Below are 17,011 nucleotides of genomic sequence, written 5' to 3' on the forward strand. Positions count from 1 at the left end.
GCTGTGTCTTGCGGGTACAGATTGAAAATTCGCTTGTTCCCGGATGCAGTGTCGCTAGGGTTCCTGCGACTTTGAACGGGAAGGGCAGAACATGGAACGACGCAAACTGGGTCGAACGGATATCGACGTTTCGCCGCTTTGCCTTGGCTCGATGACATGGGGCACCCAGAACTCTGCCGAAGAGGGGCATGCGCAGATAGGTCGTGCGCTGGATGCGGGTATCAACTTTGTCGACACGGCCGAAATGTACCCGGTCAATCCCGTCAGCGCCGAGACCATCGGCCGAACCGAGCGGATTATCGGGCTGTGGCACGAACGGGGTGGCACACGCGCCGACATGGTGCTGGCGACCAAGCATTCGGGCGAGGGCATGGGATATGTGCGCGACGGTGCGCCGATCACAAGCGAGACCATTCCGCAGGCGATCGAGGGATCGCTGCGGCGCCTTCAGACCGACTATATCGATCTCTACCAGTTTCACTGGCCCAATCGCGGCAGCTACATGTTTCGCAAGAACTGGACCTATGATCCGACGGGATCGGACCCCGCCGACATCCGCCAGAACATGGACGATTGCCTTGGCGCCCTGCAGGCCGAGGTGGATCGCGGCACGATCCGCGCCTTTGGCCTGTCCAACGAGAGTGCGTGGGGCACGTGCCAATGGCTGGCAGCCGCCGAGCGTACGGGCGGGCCGCGCGTGGCGTCCATGCAGAACGAATATTCGCTGCTGTGCCGCATGTATGACACCGACATGTCCGAGACGAGCATTCACGAGGATGTGGGCCTGTTGGCCTTTTCCCCGCTGGCCGCGGGTCTGTTGACCGGCAAGTATCAGGGTGGCGCAGTGCCTGAAGGGTCGCGCATGTCGCTGAATTCGGACCTTGGCGGGCGCAAGACCGACCGTGCCTTTGACGCTGTGGATGCCTATATGGCGGTGGCGGGGCGGCACGGGCTGGAGCCCACGCAGATGGCATTGGCCTGGTGCATGACGCGACCCTTCATGACGTCGGTCATATTCGGGTCCACCACGATGGATCAGCTGGAGATCGCGCTGGGGGCTGCCGATCTGACCTTGAGCCAGGAGGTGCTGGACGATCTGGACGCGGTACATCGCGACCATCCGATGCCGTATTGATCTGGCCGTATTGATCTGCATGTGCGCCTGTGGCGCGCACGACTCCCGGTGACCCCCATCCTGGCCTTCCCCTCGGGGGAAGGAAGCGAGGTGGCGGGCCGACCCAGATAGATTTGTGCATTTGCTTGTTTCTGACCGGCCCTCCGGGGGCGGTTTATCTTGCGAAATGAAGCTGTCGGCGTGTTTGGGTCGGCGGGTGTCCGTACTTGAGCGTATAGGTTCGGGTGAGGTTGGCGGGGGAGGAGAAGCCGGTTGCCAGGGCGATGTCCTGCATTGACTGGTTTGTCTGTGTGATCAGCCTGTGTGCTTCGTTCAGGCGAAGGGTGAGGTAGTGGGCCTTGGCCGTGATGCCCATGGTTTTGCGGAAATGCAGTTGCAGGCTGCGCGGACTAAGGTCGAGCCGGGCCGCGATCTCGGGCAGGGGCAGAGGGGCGTCCAGATGCGCCTCCATCACCTTGTGCGCGCGGGCGGTGATGGCGCTGTGCGGTATTGCTGGCGGGTGCCGCATTTGCGGATCGGACGGGGCGGGCTGGCTGGTGTGGATGAAGCTGGCGGCCACTTGTGCGGCGAGCTTGGCGCCCTGTTGGGTCTCGATCAGGTGCAGCATCATGTCGAGGGCCGGGGCGGCGCCGCCGCTGGTCCAGCGCTGGTCTGATACGACGTAGCGGGCGTTGACCGTGTCGACTTCGGGGAATGCATCGCCGAATTTTTCCAGGTCTTCCCAGTGTGTTGTGGCGCGGTGCCCATCCAGAAGCCCCGATTGCGCCACAAGCCAGGGACCGCCGTCGATGGCCAGCACGGGACTGCCCGTTTTGGCGAGGCGCCGCAGGCTCGACATCAGGTGTGGGGTCGCTTGTGCCTGGAGCGAGAACCCGGCCACCACGATCAGCACATCGCAGGAGGCAAGGCGGTGGATGGGGGCCGCCGGTACGGTGAGGCCGCTGGTCAAGGTGACGTCACGCGTTTCGGGTGTCACGAACTCCCAGTCGAACACGGTGCGTCCGGCGTGCCGGTTGGCGGCGCGCAGCGGATCGACGGCGGCGGCGAGGGATAGGGTATTCGTTTCTTGCAGCACAAGAATTGCGGTTTTTGTCATGATCTTTCGTTTTCTGACAAGTCTTGTCCTTATTCATCGGCAAACTGCGTAAAACGCAAGGAGGATGCCCATGCCGCTGACCATGAACCGCGAGGTTTTTATCACTTGTGCCGTGACTGGATCAGGCGCGACTCAGGATCGCAGCCCCCATGTGCCGCGCAGTCCTGAAGAGATTGCAAACAGTGCAATCGCGGCTGCCAAGGCGGGGGCGGCCATCGTCCATTGCCATGTCCGCGATCCCGAAACCGGTGCGCCCAGCCGGAACCTTGCGCATTATCGGGAAGTCACGGACCGTGTACGTGACAGTGACACGGATGTTGTGCTGAACCTGACCGCCGGGATGGGTGGCGACATGGTCTTTGGCCCGGTCGAGAACCCGATGGCATTGAGCCAGGAGGGAACGGACATGATCGGAGCGTCCGAGCGCGTCGCACACGTGGCCGAGTGCCTGCCGGAAATCTGCACGCTCGATTGCGGCACGATGAACTTTGCTGAGGCCGATTACGTGATGACCAACACGCCCGGCATGCTGGTGGCGATGGGCCGGATGATGACCGAACTGGGGGTAAAGCCCGAGATCGAGGCCTTTGATACCGGGCATTTGTGGTACGCAAAACAACTGGTTAAGGATGGTGTGCTGGATGCGCCCGCGCTTGTGCAGCTGTGCATGGGTGTGCCCTGGGGCGCGCCGGATGACCTCAATACCTTCATGGCCATGGTCAATAATGTACCGGATGACTGGACCTTTTCCGCCTTCGCGCTGGGCCGTAACCAGATGGCTTATGTGGCCGCAGCGGTGTTGGCAGGTGGCAATGTGCGGGTCGGTCTTGAAGACAATCTGTGGCTGGGCAAGGGCGAGTTGGCGCAGAACTGGCAGCTCGTCGAGCGCGCGGGGTCCATCATCGAAAACATAGGCGCGCGGGTGATTGGCCCGGCCGAGGTACGTGAGAAACTGGGCCTCGTAAAGCGGGCGCCGAAAGGGTGACCCGAAGCTTGAGCGTCGGTCGCATGCTGCGTTGTCTTTTCACGCACCTCTTGTTGGCCGTGTGCTTGCTGGGGTGTGGGCAGGAGGCCGCGCTCGACGATACCCGTCTGCTGCGCAATCCAACGGTGCCCATCGGGGCGATCACACGGTTTGAGGCTGCGCGCTTTGATGGCCGCTGGAACGTGCGCCAGAGCGGCGGCGGGGCGTGGGATATGCGTGCCTTCGAGGTGGCAGGGGAAAGTACCGCGTGGCGGGAGCAGTCGGGCAGCGCTGCGCGCACGGGCACCATTGTGCAACGTGGTCCGGGCATTTTGCGCATCGTCTACGAGGGCGGCGATTTGCGCGATCTGTGGGTGGTGTGGATCGACCCGGATCATCAGACAGCGGCGCTGGGCGATCCTGAGGGTCGGTTTGGCTTTGTCGTGACCCGCGCGGGCACGGCACGGGCCGACCAGATCACGGCGGCGCGGCAGGTGCTGGATTTTAACGGATACCGGACGGAGACTTGGAGGGACGTGCCATGAAGGCAGCGATCATTGGCGGCGGTGTGATTGGCGGCGGATGGGCCGCGCGGTTCCTGCTGAACGGGTGGGATGTGCGGGTGTTTGACCTGGACCCTGACGCCGAGACCAAGCTGGCGCCGGTGCTGGCGCAGGCGCGCCGGGCCTTGCCAAGCATGACGGATGTGGCCTTGCCTGACGAGGGGCGCATCAGTTTCCACAGTGATCTGGCCGAGGTGGTCGGGGATGTGGACTGGATTCAAGAGAGCGTTCCGGAGCGGTTGGACATCAAGCACAAGGTGCTGGCCGAGGTGCAGGCGACCTGCCCGGCGGGGGCGGTGATTGGCTCGTCCACATCTGGCTTCAAACCGTCCGAGTTGCAGGAGGGCGCGGCGCGCCCTGAACAGATCTTGGTCTGCCATCCGTTCAACCCGGTCTACCTGATGCCGCTGGTCGAGGTGGTGCCGTCGCCTGCCACCGATCCGGCGCTGGTGGAGAAGGCAGAAAGCATCCTGCGCTCGCTTGGGCACTATCCGCTGCGTGTGCGCAAGGAGATTGATGCGCATATTGCGGATCGCTTCCTTGAGGCCGTCTGGCGCGAAGCACTGTGGTTGGTCAAGGATGGTGTGGCCACCACCGAAGAGATCGACGAGGCGATCCGCATGGGCTTCGGCATTCGCTGGGCGCAGATGGGATTGTTTGATACCTACCGCACGGCCGGGGGCGAGGCGGGGATGCGGCACTTCATGGCGCAGTTTGGGCCCGCGTTGCAGTGGCCCTGGACCAAGTTGATGGATGTCCCCGAATTCACGGACGAATTGGTCGATTTGATCGCGGGGCAATCGGATGCGCAGTCGGGGCATATGAGCATTGCCGAGATGTTGCGGGCCCGCGATGACAACCTTGTGGGCATGATGCGCGCGCTGAAGGCCAATGATTGGGGCGCGGGCGCGGTGATGAATGCGCATGAGGCGTCCTTGCGCGCGGGCACGGTGCTGGGGGCGCATGTGGAGGATTTTGAGGATGTCTCGGCCCCGTTGCTGACGGTGCGCCGGGCGGTACCGCTGGACTGGACAGACTACAACGGCCACATGAACGAGGCGCGGTATTTGCAGGCCTTTGGCGATGCAACGGATCGGTTCATGGAGATGATCGGTTGTGACGCAGATTACATCGCAACCGGCGGCAGCTATTTTACCGCCGAGACGCATATTCGTCATGTGGATGAGGTACGCGCAGGCGCTGTGATCGAAGTGCGGACTCAGGTGCTGGCAGGGGCAGGCAAGAAGCTGCATCTGTGGCACGAGATGGTCGAGGGCGACCGGGTGTTGGCGACGGGCGAGCATTTCCTGCTGCATGTGAGTTTGGAGACGCGGCGGCCGTCCGAGCCTGCGGAAGCTGTACTTGTTGCCTTGGCCCGGGTGGCGCAGGCGCATGGCGCCTTGCCCGTGCCCGAGGGGGCAGGGCGCAGCGTGGGTCAGCGGCCTTGAGCCGGGTTCTGATCACAGCGGGCGCGTCGGGGATCGGGTTGGCGATGGGCCAGGCCTTTGACGCGGCCGGGTACGAGGTTTGGGTGACGGATGTGGATGCCGATGCCTTGGCCGCCGTGCCGGATGGCTGGGTTGCGCGGCGCTGTGATGCGGCGGATGAAGCAGGCGTTGCCGAGGTGATGGCAGAGGCAGGCACGCTGGATGTCTTGTGCGCCAATGCCGGTATCGCGGGTCCGACGGCGCAGGTAGAAGATGTTGCGCTGGGAGATTGGCGGACATGTGTGTCGGTGAACCTCGAGGGTGCGTTTCTGGCCGTGAAACATGGCTTGCCCGCGATGAAGGCGGCGGGGCGGGGATCGGTCATATTCACGTCGTCTACGGCCGGGATTTTTGGCTATCCCAACCGCGCGCCCTACGCGGCAGCAAAGTGGGCGGTCATCGGATTGATGAAGACGGTTGCGATGGAGGCAGGACCCTTTGGGGTGCGTGCCAATGCGATTTGCCCAGGTGCCGTTGAAGGGTCGCGCATGGAGGGTGTGTTGGCGCGTGAGGCATCCGCAAAGGGGATGACGCGCGACCAGGTCTATGACGGCTACGCTGCGGGCACGTCGATGCGTTTCTTTGTTGAGGCGGCGGATATTGCGGATATGGCGGTGTTCTTGGGCTCGGACGCGGCACGGCGGGTGTCGGGGCAGGTGATTGCGGTCGATGGGCATACCGAGAACCCGGACCCAAAACTGTGAGGTCGGTGCGCGGCTCTGTTTGCTGACGCAAAGGCGCCCGCCCACCGACCCCGGCGCCCTATCGGATCAGGCGGCGCAGGCTATCCACGTGGTCGGGGATGTCGCGCGCGGTGAAGGCGGCCTGACGCACCAGATCATCGAAATGCAGACTGAGGGTTTCGATGCGTTCGCGGTCGCGGAAGGCCATGTAGTGCCCGCCTGTATAGAGCACGGCCAGCAGCGGGCCGAATATGGTGATCGGGGCGGAGTAGAGCTTGCGCTGGTCAAACAGATAGAGCCGCATGCGGGGATAGAGCTGCGTGGTCAGCGTGTGGAGCTGGTCGAGCTGTTCGCGCCGGGTGTCGGCTGGCAGCCCCTCGTAATACCCCGTGCCAGCGGCAAAGCTGTGCACCTCGAACAGCGGCATGGCGATTTCGTAATCGGATTGCGCGGCGCGCATCCAGTTTAACCGGTCACGTGAGGCGTTAATAGCTTGGGTCGTGGTGCGCCCCAGATGCGGTCCATATTCCCATTCCAGCATGCTCTGGGTCTTGAGCATATCGGGCAGGCCCGCAGGGACGTGACGGATCTTGTAGCCTGCCGCCTCCTGGTGCCAGCCAAAGATGCGCTCGTCGATCAGCGCGCGGGGCGCTTGGGTGAGGGTCAGGGCGGCGGCAGTGAGCGTTGCTGCACTTTCGGGCCGTTCGGAGAGGCCCAGCAGCCAATCGGCAGAGACGCCGAGCGCCTGGGCGCAGGCCCCCACCACCTGGGCGCCGGGCAGGCGCGCGCCGTCGCTGGCGAGCGCCTGGCTGATGGTCGATCGGTCAGTGCCGATCTGGCGGGCTAGGCCGCTTTGCGTCATGTCGCGGTCCTGCATGGCGCGCAGCAGGCGATGGCGAAACCGTTCGGCGCGCTGCCGTTTGTCGAGAATGTCACTCATATGCTAGATTTTGTCACAGATTGCTGGGTTTGTTAACTACATTCAGAATTCGCAGCGGGTGCATCGCCGCGTAGGTTGGTTGCAAATCAACAAGAAAATGGTGCGCTTTTTCAATGACATCCCCGACATCGACACGCCGCTTGCCCAAGGACCGCCCCTTTGTGATTGAATGGATCACGCTGGGCCTGTTCGTGGGTTGCATGGCGCTGTGGATCGTGGGGTTGTTCGTGCTGCCCGGCTGGTCGATGGGCGGGGCTGTGGCTGTTGTGGCCCTTGCGCTGGTCCTGCACGCCTCTTTGACCCATGAAGTGCTGCATGGCCATCCGTTCCCGTCGCGGCTGGCCAGTGAGGCGCTTGTGGTGGTCAATCCGGGGCTGTTCATCCCTTACGTGCGCTTTCGCGACACCCATCTGGCGCATCACCAGGATGCCAATCTGACCGACCCTTATGACGATCCTGAATCCAACTATCTTGACCCTGAGGTCTGGGCGCGGTTGCCGCAAGCGATGCGCGGCGTCTTGCAGGTGAACAACACGCTGGCGGGGCGGATGCTGGTTGGTCCGCTGGTGGCGCAGGTGGTGTTCATGCGCGAGGATTGGCGCGCGATCCTGACGAGCGACCGGCAAGTGTTGAAGGCCTGGGTGATCCATGTGCCCGGGGTCATGCTGGTGTTGGGGCTGGTGGCCGCTGCGCCCTTGCCTCTGTGGCTGTACCTATTGGCCTGCTACACGGCGCTTTCGGTGCTGAAAATCCGCACCTTCCTTGAGCATCAGGCACATGAGAAAGCGCGTGGCCGCACGGTAATCGTCGAGGATCGCGGCCCACTTGCTTTTCTGTTTCTGAACAATAACTTCCACGTGGTGCACCATATGCACCCAAGGGTGCCGTGGTATCGATTGCCCGCCCTTTATCGGGCCAATGCGGCGCGCTATCTCGCCTGCAATGACGGGTATCGCTACCGCTCTTACGCACAGGTCTTTGCGGCCCATTTCTGGCGTGCAAAGGATCCGGTGCCTCATCCGCTCTGGCCCTCGGATCGCTGATCGTCGATAGAGGGCCATGACCCTCTGGATCCCCATCACGCTTGCGGCCGCTTTCTTTCAGACGCTGCGGTTCATGCTGCAACGTCAATTGTCGCTCGGCACTCTGAGTGCGGGTGGCGCGACGCTGGCGCGGTTTCTCTACTCCGCACCCTTGGTGGCGGTGCTGATCGTGATCTACATGGGGGCGACGGGGCAGGGCTGGCCGCGTTTTGGTGCGTCGTTCTGGGTCTATGGCGCGTTGGGCGGTGTGGCGCAGATACTGGCCACCGTGGCCACGGTGCGCCTCTTTCAGGCCCGCAATTTCGCGGTGGGCATCACGTTCAAGAAGACGGAGGTGATGCAGGCCGTTCTGGTCGGCTGGGTTCTGTTGGGCGACAGTGTGAGCGGTTGGGGGTTTGCTGCGATCGGTCTGGGGCTGGTGGGGGTGCTGTTGTTGTCAGTGCCGCCGGAACTGGTGCGCTTTGGCTGGCGTGACATGGCGAACCGGTCTGCGGGCCTTGGACTGGCTGCGGGGCTGCTCTTTGCCGTCTCTGGGGTGAGTTATCGGGGGGCGTCCCTCAGCCTCGGTCTTGAGGATCCGTTTGCGCGCGCCGGGCTGACGCTGGCAGCGGTCACGGCGATGCAGACAGTTGCAATGCTTGTGTGGCTGCGCCTGCGCGATCCGGGGCAGGTGAGCGCGGTCTGGGGTGCGCGCCGTGTCGCCGTCTGGGTCGGGTTGATGTCGATGGCCGGGTCGTTTTGCTGGTTCACGGCCTTCACTCTGCAGAATGCGGCTTATGTGAACGCGGTCGGGCAGGTCGAGTTGATCTTTTCCGCGCTGGCCTCGGTCATCATCTTTCGCGAGAAAGTATCAGGGCGGGAATGGGTGGGCATGACCATCCTGCTGGGTTCGATCCTGATGCTGATCCTCGCGATCTAGTCCACCATCGGTGTGCCGCGCAGGCGCAGGAACAGGCTTTCTTCGTCATTGTTCTTGAAATAGGGCACGCTTGTGGGCGGCGTCCGGTCAGCGACGCGCACGGCGATTTCGCTCAGCACCACTTCGGTTATGAAGGGCATGTCGAAGGTGCGCACAGCGTCCAGTGCCACCCATTGCAAATGCGACAACTCATCCGAGGCGGCGCTGAAATCGTCCGGGTCCGAGGCGAGGTCGTCCGCATCAATCAGGAAGAACCGTGCATCAAAGCGGCGCGGGCGGCCCGGAGGGGTCAGGGCGCGGAAGACGAATTGCAGCGGTGCAGCGTGGGGCAGGTGGCCCGTGGCGGCAAAGCCGTGCCAGTCGGCGTGCGGTGCACTCCATTGTCCGGGCGTGCCGAGCACCTGGCCCGTTTCCTCGAACAATTCGCGAATGGCTGCGGCGGCGAGGGCCGGTGCGAGGCCGGGTGCGCTGTCATCCTCCAGCCGCGCATCATTCGGCGCAGACAGCGTCGTGGCCAGGGGGACGGCGTGATCGGCGGCGTCTACCGCGCCGCCGGGAAAGACGAACTTGTTGGGCATGAACACGGCCTTTGCGCCGCGCTGCCCCATCAGGATGCGCGGCGCGGTCAACCGGTCACGCAGCACGATGACTGTCGCCGCGTTGCGCACTTGTGTCTTGTCGATATCGCTCATGCCCAGCCTCGCATTGTGTCCGGATCAGCGGGGCCTGTGCGGATGGGGATCAGCCCGCCTGGGCAAACCCGCCCATGGCGCGCGCCCACTGAAACCCCACGATGGCCCCCTTGAGCCTTGGCAGAAGGTAAAGCGACAAGCCCACGCAGCCAACCGCAAAGATGGTGAACAGCACCAGCGGTTCAGGGCGCCATGTCACGAACACCACATGCAGCAGCGGCGCCATCAGGTGCCCGACCAGCAGGATGGTGAGGTAGGCCGGCCCGTCATCGGCCCGGTGATGCGAGTAGTCGAGCTTGCACACCGGGCAGGTGGCCGCGACCTTCAAATACCCTTTGAGCAGCCGGCCCTGACCACAGCGCGGGCACTTGCTGCGCCATCCGCGCCACAGGGCGGGGCGGACGGGGCGATGGGTATCGCGCGCATGTGTGGGGGTGCGGTTCATGGGCTCGGCTCTTGATCGGAATGCCACAGTCATGCGCCTGCGCCGCGTGAAACGGAATGGCGCATACTGTCCTTGCGTCGCGATGTCGCGCGTGCCACGGCAGAAAACTTTTTTCGACGGAAACGCGACGGGGGGCCGTTTGATGGACATGGAGCGCAGGAAAACAAAGCGCTCTGAGGCAAAAAACTGGAGTAACACATGCAACGTAGTACCTTTATCGCAGCAGTCGCTGCCGCCGCAATCGGTCTGACCACAGTTGCCGCAATGGCAAACAACCGTGGCCCCGACTTTTCCACATTGGATACGGATGGCAATGGCGAAGTCACCCTGAACGAATTGCAGAACGCTGGCGCCGCCCGCTTTGCAAATGCGGATACGGATGGTGACGGGTTCCTGACCGAGGCAGAACTGGTTGCCGCCGCGCAGGGCAACGCGCAGGACCGCGCCGCCCGCATGATCGAGCGCATGGACGCGGATGAAGACGGCAAGCTGTCGCAAGAAGAAGTGCAAGAGCGCCGTCGTGGCGATCCGGCCCGTTTCTTTGACCGCATGGATGCGGACAACAGCGGCGGCATCTCGGAAGAAGAGTTCGAGGAAGCGCGGGCCAACATGCGCGAACGGCACGGTGGCAAGCGCAAAGGCAAGAACTGAGCCACCCCGCGCCCTGCCTCTTGCATAAAGGGGCAGGGCAAGGATAGCCCGGACGACATGACGATGCCGCTTGATACGGATCCGCAGACGGACGACGCCGCGCTTTTGGCGCGCTATGCGCGTGGGGACGCGGCGGCGGCACGGACATTGACCGTGCGGTTGGTGCCCCGTGTGCAGGCCCAGGCCATGCGGATGTTGGGGGATGTGGCCGAGGCCGAAGATGTGGCACAAGAGGCCATGTTACGGTTGTGGCGCATTGCACCCGACTGGCGCGAGGGCGAGGCCCAGGTGACCACGTGGCTGTATCGCGTGGTCGCCAATCTGTGCACGGACCGTTTGCGCAAACGGCCCCGGTCGCGCGTGCCCCTCGAAGATGTGGCCGAGCCCGAGGACCCGACCCCGTCGGTCGAGGCGCAGATGCAGACGGATGCCCGCCGTGACGCGGTGCGCCGTGCGCTGGCCGATCTGCCCGAGCGTCAGCGCCTTGCGGTCATGATGCGCCATTTCGAAGGGGCCGCGAACCCCGAGATCGCTGCGCGTCTTGGCATCAGCACCGAAGCGGTGGAAAGCCTGACGGCGCGGGGCAAACGCGCGCTGGCACAAGCACTGAAAGGGCAGGTTGCTGCCCTTGGATACGAAGGATGACACTGATGACCCAGCCCCCGAACCGCCCCGAGCATGAAGATGCGTGGATCGAGCGTGCCCTGGATGACCTGGCCGCGACGCCGGTGCCGGACGCCTCGGGCGATCTGATGGCGCGGGTTCTGGGCGATGCCGAGGCCCTGATGCCGCCCCCGGTGGCTTAGTTGCTGCGCGCGTGCCCCTGTGGCGTCAGGTTGTGCAGGGATTGGGCGGCTGGACGGCCGTGGGTGGCCTGGTTGCTGCGGCAGCCACCGGGTTTGTCGTGGGTCTGGGCGGTTTTGATACCACGGGCACGGATGCGATCTGGTCCTTGGGATATGGTACGTTTTATCAGGGCGAAGGTGCGCTTGACGCCTTTGGTTGGGATTTCGAGGAGGGCTGAGCATGGCTGAAGACCGGAAAACGCCACGCTGTCCGCTGTGGGTCAAGATTGTGCTGGCGCTGTCGCTGGCGGTGAACCTGGCCATTGCGGGCCTTGTGGCCGGTGCTGTGTTGCGCGGTGGCCCCATGGGGGGTAACGGCCCGGCCATGGGCTATGCGATGCCGTATGTGATTGCCCTGCCACGTGAGGACCGGCGCGGGGTGTTCGACACGGTGCGCCGCGACGAGAGCCTGCCCAACAGGCGGGCGCGCCGCGCCGATTACGAAGCGATGATCGCGGCATTGCAGGCTGACCCGTTTGATGCGGCAGCCATTCAGGACATTTTGCGCCGTCAGGCCGATGGCGTCAGCCGTGTGCAGGCCGTGGCGCAAGCCGCCTGGCTGGAAACGGTAGCGGCCATGTCACCGGAAGAGCGTACAGATTACACCCTGCGCATCCAAGAGGTGTTGAAGCGTGGCGGCAAGGGGAAAGACAAAGGCAAGGGCAAGGATGGCGGCGCCCCGAAACCCTAGGCCGCAGGACGGCTGAGGGTCACCCGGTCGCGCCCTTCCGTCTTGGCCCCGTAAAGCGCCTTGTCTGCACGGTCGAGCAGTGCCTCTGGGCTCATCGCCAGCGTGGTCGATGCACCATTGGGCAGATCACAGACAGTCATCCCGATGGAAATCGTGGCCGAGATGGGGCTTGTGGCGCCGGGCACGTCGAAGGCTGTTCCCCGGATCATGCGGCACAGGCGCTGAGCGGCGTGTTTGGCGCTTTGCAGGCCGGCGCCAGGCAGGACGATCAGAAACTCTTCGCCCCCGATCCGCGCGACCAGATCAACCGCCCGCAGGTTTTCCCGCAACCGGCGCGCGGTCTCGACCAGAACTGCGTCGCCCGCTGCGTGACCATGCGTGTCGTTGATCTGCTTGAAGTGATCCATATCCGCGACCATCACGGCAAAGGGCTTGCCAGCCCGCGTGGCCCGCTCTGCGATCCGCGACAGGTGCGGGATGGCATATCGGCGGTTGTGCAGGCCAGTCAGCGGGTCGATCACCGCAGCCTCGATGCCTGAACGCACGGTGTCTCGCAGCGTGTCCGACAGCCGTTTGCGCGACAACAGCGCCTCAAGCCGCAGGGCCACCTCGGCCGGATCGCTGTCAAAGGTCATCACGTCATTGGCGCCCATATCCAGCAATTGCGCCCCGAGTTTGGGGTCGCGATCGACCTGCACCACGAGGATGGCGCTGTGCCGTGTGGCGGCATTGCTTCGGATCGTGGCGAGCAGCGCGAACATATCGCCGCTTTTGCCCGGCTCGATCACGAGGACAAAGCCGTCCGCCATGTCCCCGTCATCATCGCCGTCCACGGCCAGACCGGGTGTGCAGGGCGTCAGCGCCGCGCGGGTGCTGGAGCAGAGTTTGGGGCGCCACGCCGCCAGGATGTCGAGATCATGCGCGACAATGCGCACCTTTTGGCGGGGGCCGAACTGGGCACTTGGTTCGGCAAAGCCGAGCGCGCGCGAGGTGCCGTCGCGCAGCTTCCACTCACTGGCCGAGGCAAAGGCCCGGATCACGCTGCGTGCCCGCGCCAGAAGAAAGCTGTCGTCGACCGGTTTTTCCAGCACATCCTCGACCCCAGCGGCCAACAGGCGCATGCGGCTTTCGGCGGTGTTGGATGCGCTGAGCACGATCACGGGGATTTTCGTGTCGAGCCCGGCCTTGCGCAAGCGTGCCAGCAGACGCAGTGGCCCGCCGTCGGGCAGGCTGTCGGCACAGAGGATCAAATCCGGCACCGATTGGCCCACGGCACGCATCGCAGCCGCAATGCTGTCGGCCTGCGTCATGTCATAGTGGCTGGCTGCCAGCTTGACGCGCAAAACGATGCGGTTTGTCGCAATGGGATCAATGACCAGAATGTTGCCGTGCATTGTACCCTTCCAATTCGTCACAATTACCGTGCATTCGTTTTTTGTTTGTTTAGGTTAACAAAGCGTTTCCAAATGACCGGAAGGGTGGAGTTGTTATGAGCATGTCGCAAGAATCCGCCGAAGTGGTCGGTCTCAAAGCGCTTGGGTGGATGGCTGGCAACGAAGAGTTGCTGCCGGTGTTCCTCGGCGCGACGGGCGCGAACGAGGCGGATGTGCGTGCTGGCGCGTCCGATCCGGCCTTTCTGGGCGCGCTCCTTGACTTCATCATCATGGACGACGCGTGGGTGCAGGGGTTTTGCGATGCCGCAGGCTTGCCCTACGATCAACCGATGCAGGCCCGCATGGCGCTGCCCGGCGGGGGAGAGATGCATTGGACCTGAACGCGACCCCGGTGCGCGGCATCATCTTTGACAAGGATGGCACGCTGTTTGACTTCTCCACCACGTGGGAGGCGTGGGCCGCCGCGTTCCTGATGCGTGCGGCCGGGCAGGAGATGGCGCGCGCGGTCGAGATCGGGCACGCGATTGGCTTTGACCTTGAGCGTCGCAGCTTTGAGGCGGGCAGCGTCGTGGTTGCGGGCACCCCGGCCGAGATTGCCGAAGCCCTGGCACCTCACTTTCCCGACACGACACATGATGCGCTGCTGGACATGCTCAACAGCGAGGCCGAAACCGCCCCGCAGGCCGAGGCGGTCGCCCTGGCACCGTTTCTGGACGGGCTGCGTGCGCGGGGGATCGCGCTGGGTGTGGCCACAAATGATGCAGAGGCGCCAGCGCGGGCCCATCTGGATGCGGCTGGTGTCACCGGGCAGTTCGACTTTATCGCGGGGTTCGACAGCGGTTATGGTGGCAAGCCTGCGCCCGGCCAGCTCCTTGGGTTTTGCGCCGCCACGGGCCTGCCTGCCGAAACCGTTGTCATGGTGGGCGACAGCCTGCATGACCTCAAGGCCGGGCGCGCCGCAGGGATGCGCACCTTGGGCGTGTTGACCGGGCTGGCCGCGGCACAGGATCTTGATCCGTTTGCCGACGCCGTCTTTCCCGACATCGGCCATATCACGGCGTGGCTGGATCAGATCGCCGCTTTCGATCCGGCTTAAACGCCCCTTCGCACATGGAAAACGACACATGCCGTCGCAAACGGCAATGTTGCCGCGCGCCCGCTGCGCTGTTCTGGGCAGCACGAACAGGGCGGAGGGGTGTCCCATGGTGGAAGTAGCACAAAAACGCAGGACGCGCGGCGGCGGACGGGCCGGGGCGGCTGCGCGGCGCGGCTGCGCGGTGATCGAACAGATGCCATGGAACCCGCCGGTGATCATCGACCCTCCGGTCGAGCCGCTGCGCCCCGAAGGCGTCGAGGCCATTCACGACGGCGCCATGCGCATTCTCGAAGAGATCGGCGTGCAGTTCCTGAACGAAGAAGCGCTTGGCATTCTGCGCGAGGCCGGGTGCAGGATCGACGGCGACATCGTGCGGATGGACCGTGAATGGGTGATGGAAATGGTGGGCAAGGCCCCCGCTGAATTCACGCTGACGCCCCGCAACCCGGATCGAAAGATCACCATCGGTGGGCGGCACCTGACCTTTGGCAATGTGTCCTCGCCCCCCAACTACTGGGATATGGAGATTGGCACCAAAGTGCCGGGCACCCGGGACATGTGCGCGAACCTGCTGAAGCTGACCCAGTATTTCAACTGTATCCATTTCGCGGGTGGCTATCCGGTGGAACCTGTCGATATCCATGCCAGCATCCGCCACCTCGATGTGGTCTATGACAAGCTGACACTGACCGACAAGGTCATGCACGCCTATTCGCTGGGCAAGGAGCGGGTCGAGGACGTGATGGAGATGGTGCGCATCGCCTCGGGCCTGAGCGACGCGGAGTTCGAAGAAACGCCGCGCATGTACACCAATATCAACTCGACCTCGCCGTTGAAACACGACCATCCGATGATCGATGGCTGCCTGCGCATGGTGCGGCGGGGGCAGGCGGTGGTTGTGACGCCCTTTACACTGGCAGGGGCCATGGCGCCCGTCACGCTTGCCGGGGCCGTGGCGCAGTCCATTGCCGAAGCGCTGTGCGCGATCGCGCTGTTTCAATATGTGCGCCCTGGTGCGCCCTGCGCCATCGGCACGTTCACCTCGAATGTGGATATGAAAACGGGCGCACCTGCCTTTGGCACACCTGAGTACATGCGTGCGACCCAGATCACAGGGCAGCTCGCGCGCTACTATAAACTGCCCATGCGTTCTTCTGGGGTATGTGCGGCAAATGTACCGGATGGGCAGGCGATGTGGGAGACCTCCAACAGCCTGTGGGCAGCGGTGCAGTCGGGGACGAACATGGTCTACCACGCGGCTGGCTGGCTGGAAGGCGGGCTGATCGCGTCGCCCGAGAAGTTCATCATGGATTGCGAGATATTGCAGCAAATTCAGCGCTATATGGACCCGTCAATTACAGGCACCGGCCCCGATGAAATCGCTTTGGACGCGATCCGGGCCGTGGGGAACGAGGGACATTTCTTTGGTATTCAGCACACGCAAGATCGCTATACGACCGCGTTTTATCAGCCCTTTCTGAGCGACTGGAAAAATTACGAGGGTTGGGAGGCGGCCGGGGGCATCTGGACGCCCGAGCGCGCGCACCAGATGTTCAAGAACATCATCGCAAACTTCGAAGCACCTCCGATGGATGTGGCCGTGCGCGAAGAGCTCGCGGCATTCGTCGCGCGGCGCAAGGCCGAAGGGGGCGCTCCGACGGATTTCTGAGCCGTTTTGAGCCGTCGAAATCGCTCAAATTTGATTTGTTATCGGATTGTTTAGGGCTGCGCGTGCAAAGTCCGCCCGTGGATTTGGGATAACCGTCATGCATGGGCTGATAAACCGCGCGATACAGTGTTTTGTGACCGACAGCTACGGCTTGGACAAGTGGGTTGAGGCGACGCGCGTTGCCGATCTGTCTTTTGTCGAGTTCGAGGCGATGCTGACCTATGACGACGACATCACGCCCGCATTGCTGGATGCGGTCAGCCAGGTGTTGGGACGTCCGCGCAACGAGGTGATGGAGGATATCGGCACCTATCTGGTGTCCCATCCCAATGTCGAGGCGCTGCGCAGGCTGCTGCGCTTTGGGGGCGTAAACTTTGCCGAATTCCTGCATTCGCTGGACGATTTGCCGGATCGCGCGCGGCTGGCCGTGTCGGATTTGAACCTGCCCCGCATCGAGTTGCGTGATCATTCTCCCACCCACTTCAGCCTGATTTGCGAAAGCCCGATCGAGGGCTATGGCCATGTCATGATGGGTGTTTTGCGCGCGATGGCGGATGATTACGGGGTCTTGGCGCTGCTGGATCACACAGGCTCCGGCAAGGGGATAGAGACGATTTCCATCACCCTGATTGAAACGGAATTTGCGGAAGGCCGGGTGTTCGACCTGGGCGCGCGTGCAGGATGAGTGAGGGTGCGCA

21 protein-coding genes are annotated in these 17,011 nt (G+C 63.5%); 16 read left to right on the forward strand and 5 right to left on the reverse strand.

Translation table 11 applies throughout. The annotated features are described in order from the left end of the window. The first annotated feature begins 91 nt into the window (after positions 1 to 91). Positions 92 to 1,135 carry an aldo/keto reductase gene (locus tag ACMHLQ_RS19530; protein ID WP_415402347.1) on the forward strand — a complete coding sequence of 348 codons (1,044 nt, stop codon included), beginning with the start codon at positions 92 to 94 and terminating at the stop codon, positions 1,133 to 1,135. A 154-nt stretch (positions 1,136 to 1,289) separates the two neighbouring features. Here the strand turns inward: ACMHLQ_RS19530 and ACMHLQ_RS19535 are convergent, their stop codons facing one another. Beyond that, positions 1,290 to 2,231 (reverse strand): GlxA family transcriptional regulator, encoded by a 942-nt coding sequence (locus ACMHLQ_RS19535; protein WP_415402348.1) that lies wholly within the window; start codon positions 2,229 to 2,231, stop codon positions 1,290 to 1,292. 70 nt (positions 2,232 to 2,301) lie between these two features. On the opposite strand from ACMHLQ_RS19535, the gene ACMHLQ_RS19540 reads away from it, so the two are divergent. From ACMHLQ_RS19540 to ACMHLQ_RS19555, 4 genes are read left to right on the forward strand one after another with little or no spacing between them, the layout of a single operon-like run. Further along, entirely contained in the window at positions 2,302 to 3,216 is a 915-nt protein-coding gene (locus ACMHLQ_RS19540) for a 3-keto-5-aminohexanoate cleavage protein (protein ID WP_415402349.1), read from the forward strand. Positions 3,217 to 3,239: 23 nt separating this feature from the next. After that, positions 3,240 to 3,740: a hypothetical protein gene (locus tag ACMHLQ_RS19545; protein WP_415402350.1), complete on the forward strand. Its 501-nt coding sequence runs from the start codon at positions 3,240 to 3,242 to the stop codon at positions 3,738 to 3,740. Continuing rightward, positions 3,737 to 5,206 (forward strand): carnitine 3-dehydrogenase, encoded by a 1,470-nt coding sequence (locus tag ACMHLQ_RS19550; protein ID WP_415402351.1) that lies wholly within the window; start codon positions 3,737 to 3,739, stop codon positions 5,204 to 5,206. The genes ACMHLQ_RS19545 and ACMHLQ_RS19550 overlap by 4 nt, the downstream gene beginning before the upstream one ends. Further along, positions 5,203 to 5,949 carry an SDR family oxidoreductase gene (locus tag ACMHLQ_RS19555; protein WP_415402352.1) on the forward strand — a complete coding sequence of 249 codons (747 nt, stop codon included), beginning with the start codon at positions 5,203 to 5,205 and terminating at the stop codon, positions 5,947 to 5,949. The genes ACMHLQ_RS19550 and ACMHLQ_RS19555 overlap by 4 nt, the downstream gene beginning before the upstream one ends. Before the next feature lie 58 nt (positions 5,950 to 6,007). On the opposite strand, the gene ACMHLQ_RS19560 is transcribed toward ACMHLQ_RS19555, so the two are convergent. Then, on the reverse strand, positions 6,008 to 6,868 hold the full coding sequence (locus ACMHLQ_RS19560; RefSeq protein ID WP_415402353.1) for a helix-turn-helix domain-containing protein: 861 nt from the start codon (positions 6,866 to 6,868) through the stop codon (positions 6,008 to 6,010). A 113-nt stretch (positions 6,869 to 6,981) separates the two neighbouring features. Between ACMHLQ_RS19560 and ACMHLQ_RS19565 the strand changes: the two genes are divergently transcribed. Then, a complete protein-coding gene (locus ACMHLQ_RS19565) occupies positions 6,982 to 7,911 on the forward strand; it encodes a fatty acid desaturase (protein WP_415402354.1) in 930 nt (309 codons plus the stop codon). A gap of 16 nt (positions 7,912 to 7,927) precedes the next feature. Then, positions 7,928 to 8,830, forward strand: coding sequence for an EamA family transporter (locus ACMHLQ_RS19570; RefSeq protein ID WP_415402355.1), 903 nt, complete (start codon positions 7,928 to 7,930; stop codon positions 8,828 to 8,830). Here ACMHLQ_RS19570 and ACMHLQ_RS19575 read toward each other — a convergent pair. Further along, positions 8,827 to 9,522: an NUDIX hydrolase gene (locus ACMHLQ_RS19575; protein ID WP_415402356.1), complete on the reverse strand. Its 696-nt coding sequence runs from the start codon at positions 9,520 to 9,522 to the stop codon at positions 8,827 to 8,829. The two genes, ACMHLQ_RS19570 and ACMHLQ_RS19575, sit on opposite strands and share 4 nt — an antisense overlap. 49 nt (positions 9,523 to 9,571) lie before the next feature. Then, positions 9,572 to 9,967 (reverse strand): DUF983 domain-containing protein, encoded by a 396-nt coding sequence (locus tag ACMHLQ_RS19580; RefSeq protein ID WP_415402357.1) that lies wholly within the window; start codon positions 9,965 to 9,967, stop codon positions 9,572 to 9,574. Positions 9,968 to 10,165: 198 nt separating this feature from the next. Between ACMHLQ_RS19580 and ACMHLQ_RS19585 the strand changes: the two genes are divergently transcribed. The 5 genes from ACMHLQ_RS19585 to ACMHLQ_RS19605 are packed head-to-tail and all read left to right on the forward strand — an operon-like array spanning position 10,166 to position 12,154. After that, positions 10,166 to 10,618 (forward strand): EF-hand domain-containing protein, encoded by a 453-nt coding sequence (locus ACMHLQ_RS19585; RefSeq protein WP_415402358.1) that lies wholly within the window; start codon positions 10,166 to 10,168, stop codon positions 10,616 to 10,618. Positions 10,619 to 10,675: 57 nt separating this feature from the next. Continuing rightward, positions 10,676 to 11,263: an RNA polymerase sigma factor gene (locus ACMHLQ_RS19590; RefSeq protein ID WP_415402359.1), complete on the forward strand. Its 588-nt coding sequence runs from the start codon at positions 10,676 to 10,678 to the stop codon at positions 11,261 to 11,263. Between the two features lie 5 nt (positions 11,264 to 11,268). Further along, positions 11,269 to 11,424 (forward strand): hypothetical protein, encoded by a 156-nt coding sequence (locus tag ACMHLQ_RS19595; protein ID WP_415402360.1) that lies wholly within the window; start codon positions 11,269 to 11,271, stop codon positions 11,422 to 11,424. 11 nt (positions 11,425 to 11,435) lie between these two features. Beyond that, positions 11,436 to 11,642: a hypothetical protein gene (locus ACMHLQ_RS19600; RefSeq protein WP_415402361.1), complete on the forward strand. Its 207-nt coding sequence runs from the start codon at positions 11,436 to 11,438 to the stop codon at positions 11,640 to 11,642. 2 nt (positions 11,643 to 11,644) lie between these two features. Next, the gene (locus tag ACMHLQ_RS19605; protein WP_415402362.1) at positions 11,645 to 12,154 is read left to right on the forward strand and encodes a periplasmic heavy metal sensor; all 510 of its coding nucleotides are present in this window, start codon (positions 11,645 to 11,647) and stop codon (positions 12,152 to 12,154) included. On the opposite strand, the gene ACMHLQ_RS19610 is transcribed toward ACMHLQ_RS19605, so the two are convergent. Continuing rightward, a complete protein-coding gene (locus tag ACMHLQ_RS19610; RefSeq protein ID WP_415402363.1) occupies positions 12,151 to 13,548 on the reverse strand; it encodes a diguanylate cyclase in 1,398 nt (465 codons plus the stop codon). The genes ACMHLQ_RS19605 and ACMHLQ_RS19610 overlap by 4 nt on opposite strands. Positions 13,549 to 13,643: 95 nt before the next feature. On the opposite strand from ACMHLQ_RS19610, the gene ACMHLQ_RS19615 reads away from it, so the two are divergent. The 4 genes from ACMHLQ_RS19615 to ACMHLQ_RS19630 all read left to right on the forward strand — a co-directional run bounded on the left by ACMHLQ_RS19615 (position 13,644) and on the right by ACMHLQ_RS19630 (position 16,998). Continuing rightward, positions 13,644 to 13,928: a DUF3572 domain-containing protein gene (locus tag ACMHLQ_RS19615; protein WP_415402364.1), complete on the forward strand. Its 285-nt coding sequence runs from the start codon at positions 13,644 to 13,646 to the stop codon at positions 13,926 to 13,928. Next, positions 13,925 to 14,644, forward strand: a complete 720-nt coding sequence (locus ACMHLQ_RS19620; protein ID WP_415405321.1) for an HAD family hydrolase — start codon at positions 13,925 to 13,927, stop codon at positions 14,642 to 14,644. The genes ACMHLQ_RS19615 and ACMHLQ_RS19620 overlap by 4 nt, the downstream gene beginning before the upstream one ends. A gap of 106 nt (positions 14,645 to 14,750) precedes the next feature. Continuing rightward, positions 14,751 to 16,313 (forward strand): trimethylamine methyltransferase family protein, encoded by a 1,563-nt coding sequence (locus tag ACMHLQ_RS19625; RefSeq protein ID WP_415402365.1) that lies wholly within the window; start codon positions 14,751 to 14,753, stop codon positions 16,311 to 16,313. Positions 16,314 to 16,410: 97 nt separating this feature from the next. Continuing rightward, entirely contained in the window at positions 16,411 to 16,998 is a 588-nt protein-coding gene (locus tag ACMHLQ_RS19630) for a heme NO-binding domain-containing protein (protein WP_415402366.1), read from the forward strand. Positions 16,999 to 17,011: the final 13 nt, after the last annotated feature.

Source organism: Tateyamaria algicola (assembly GCF_047715485.1).
Taxonomy (GTDB): Bacteria; Pseudomonadota; Alphaproteobacteria; order Rhodobacterales; family Rhodobacteraceae; genus Tateyamaria.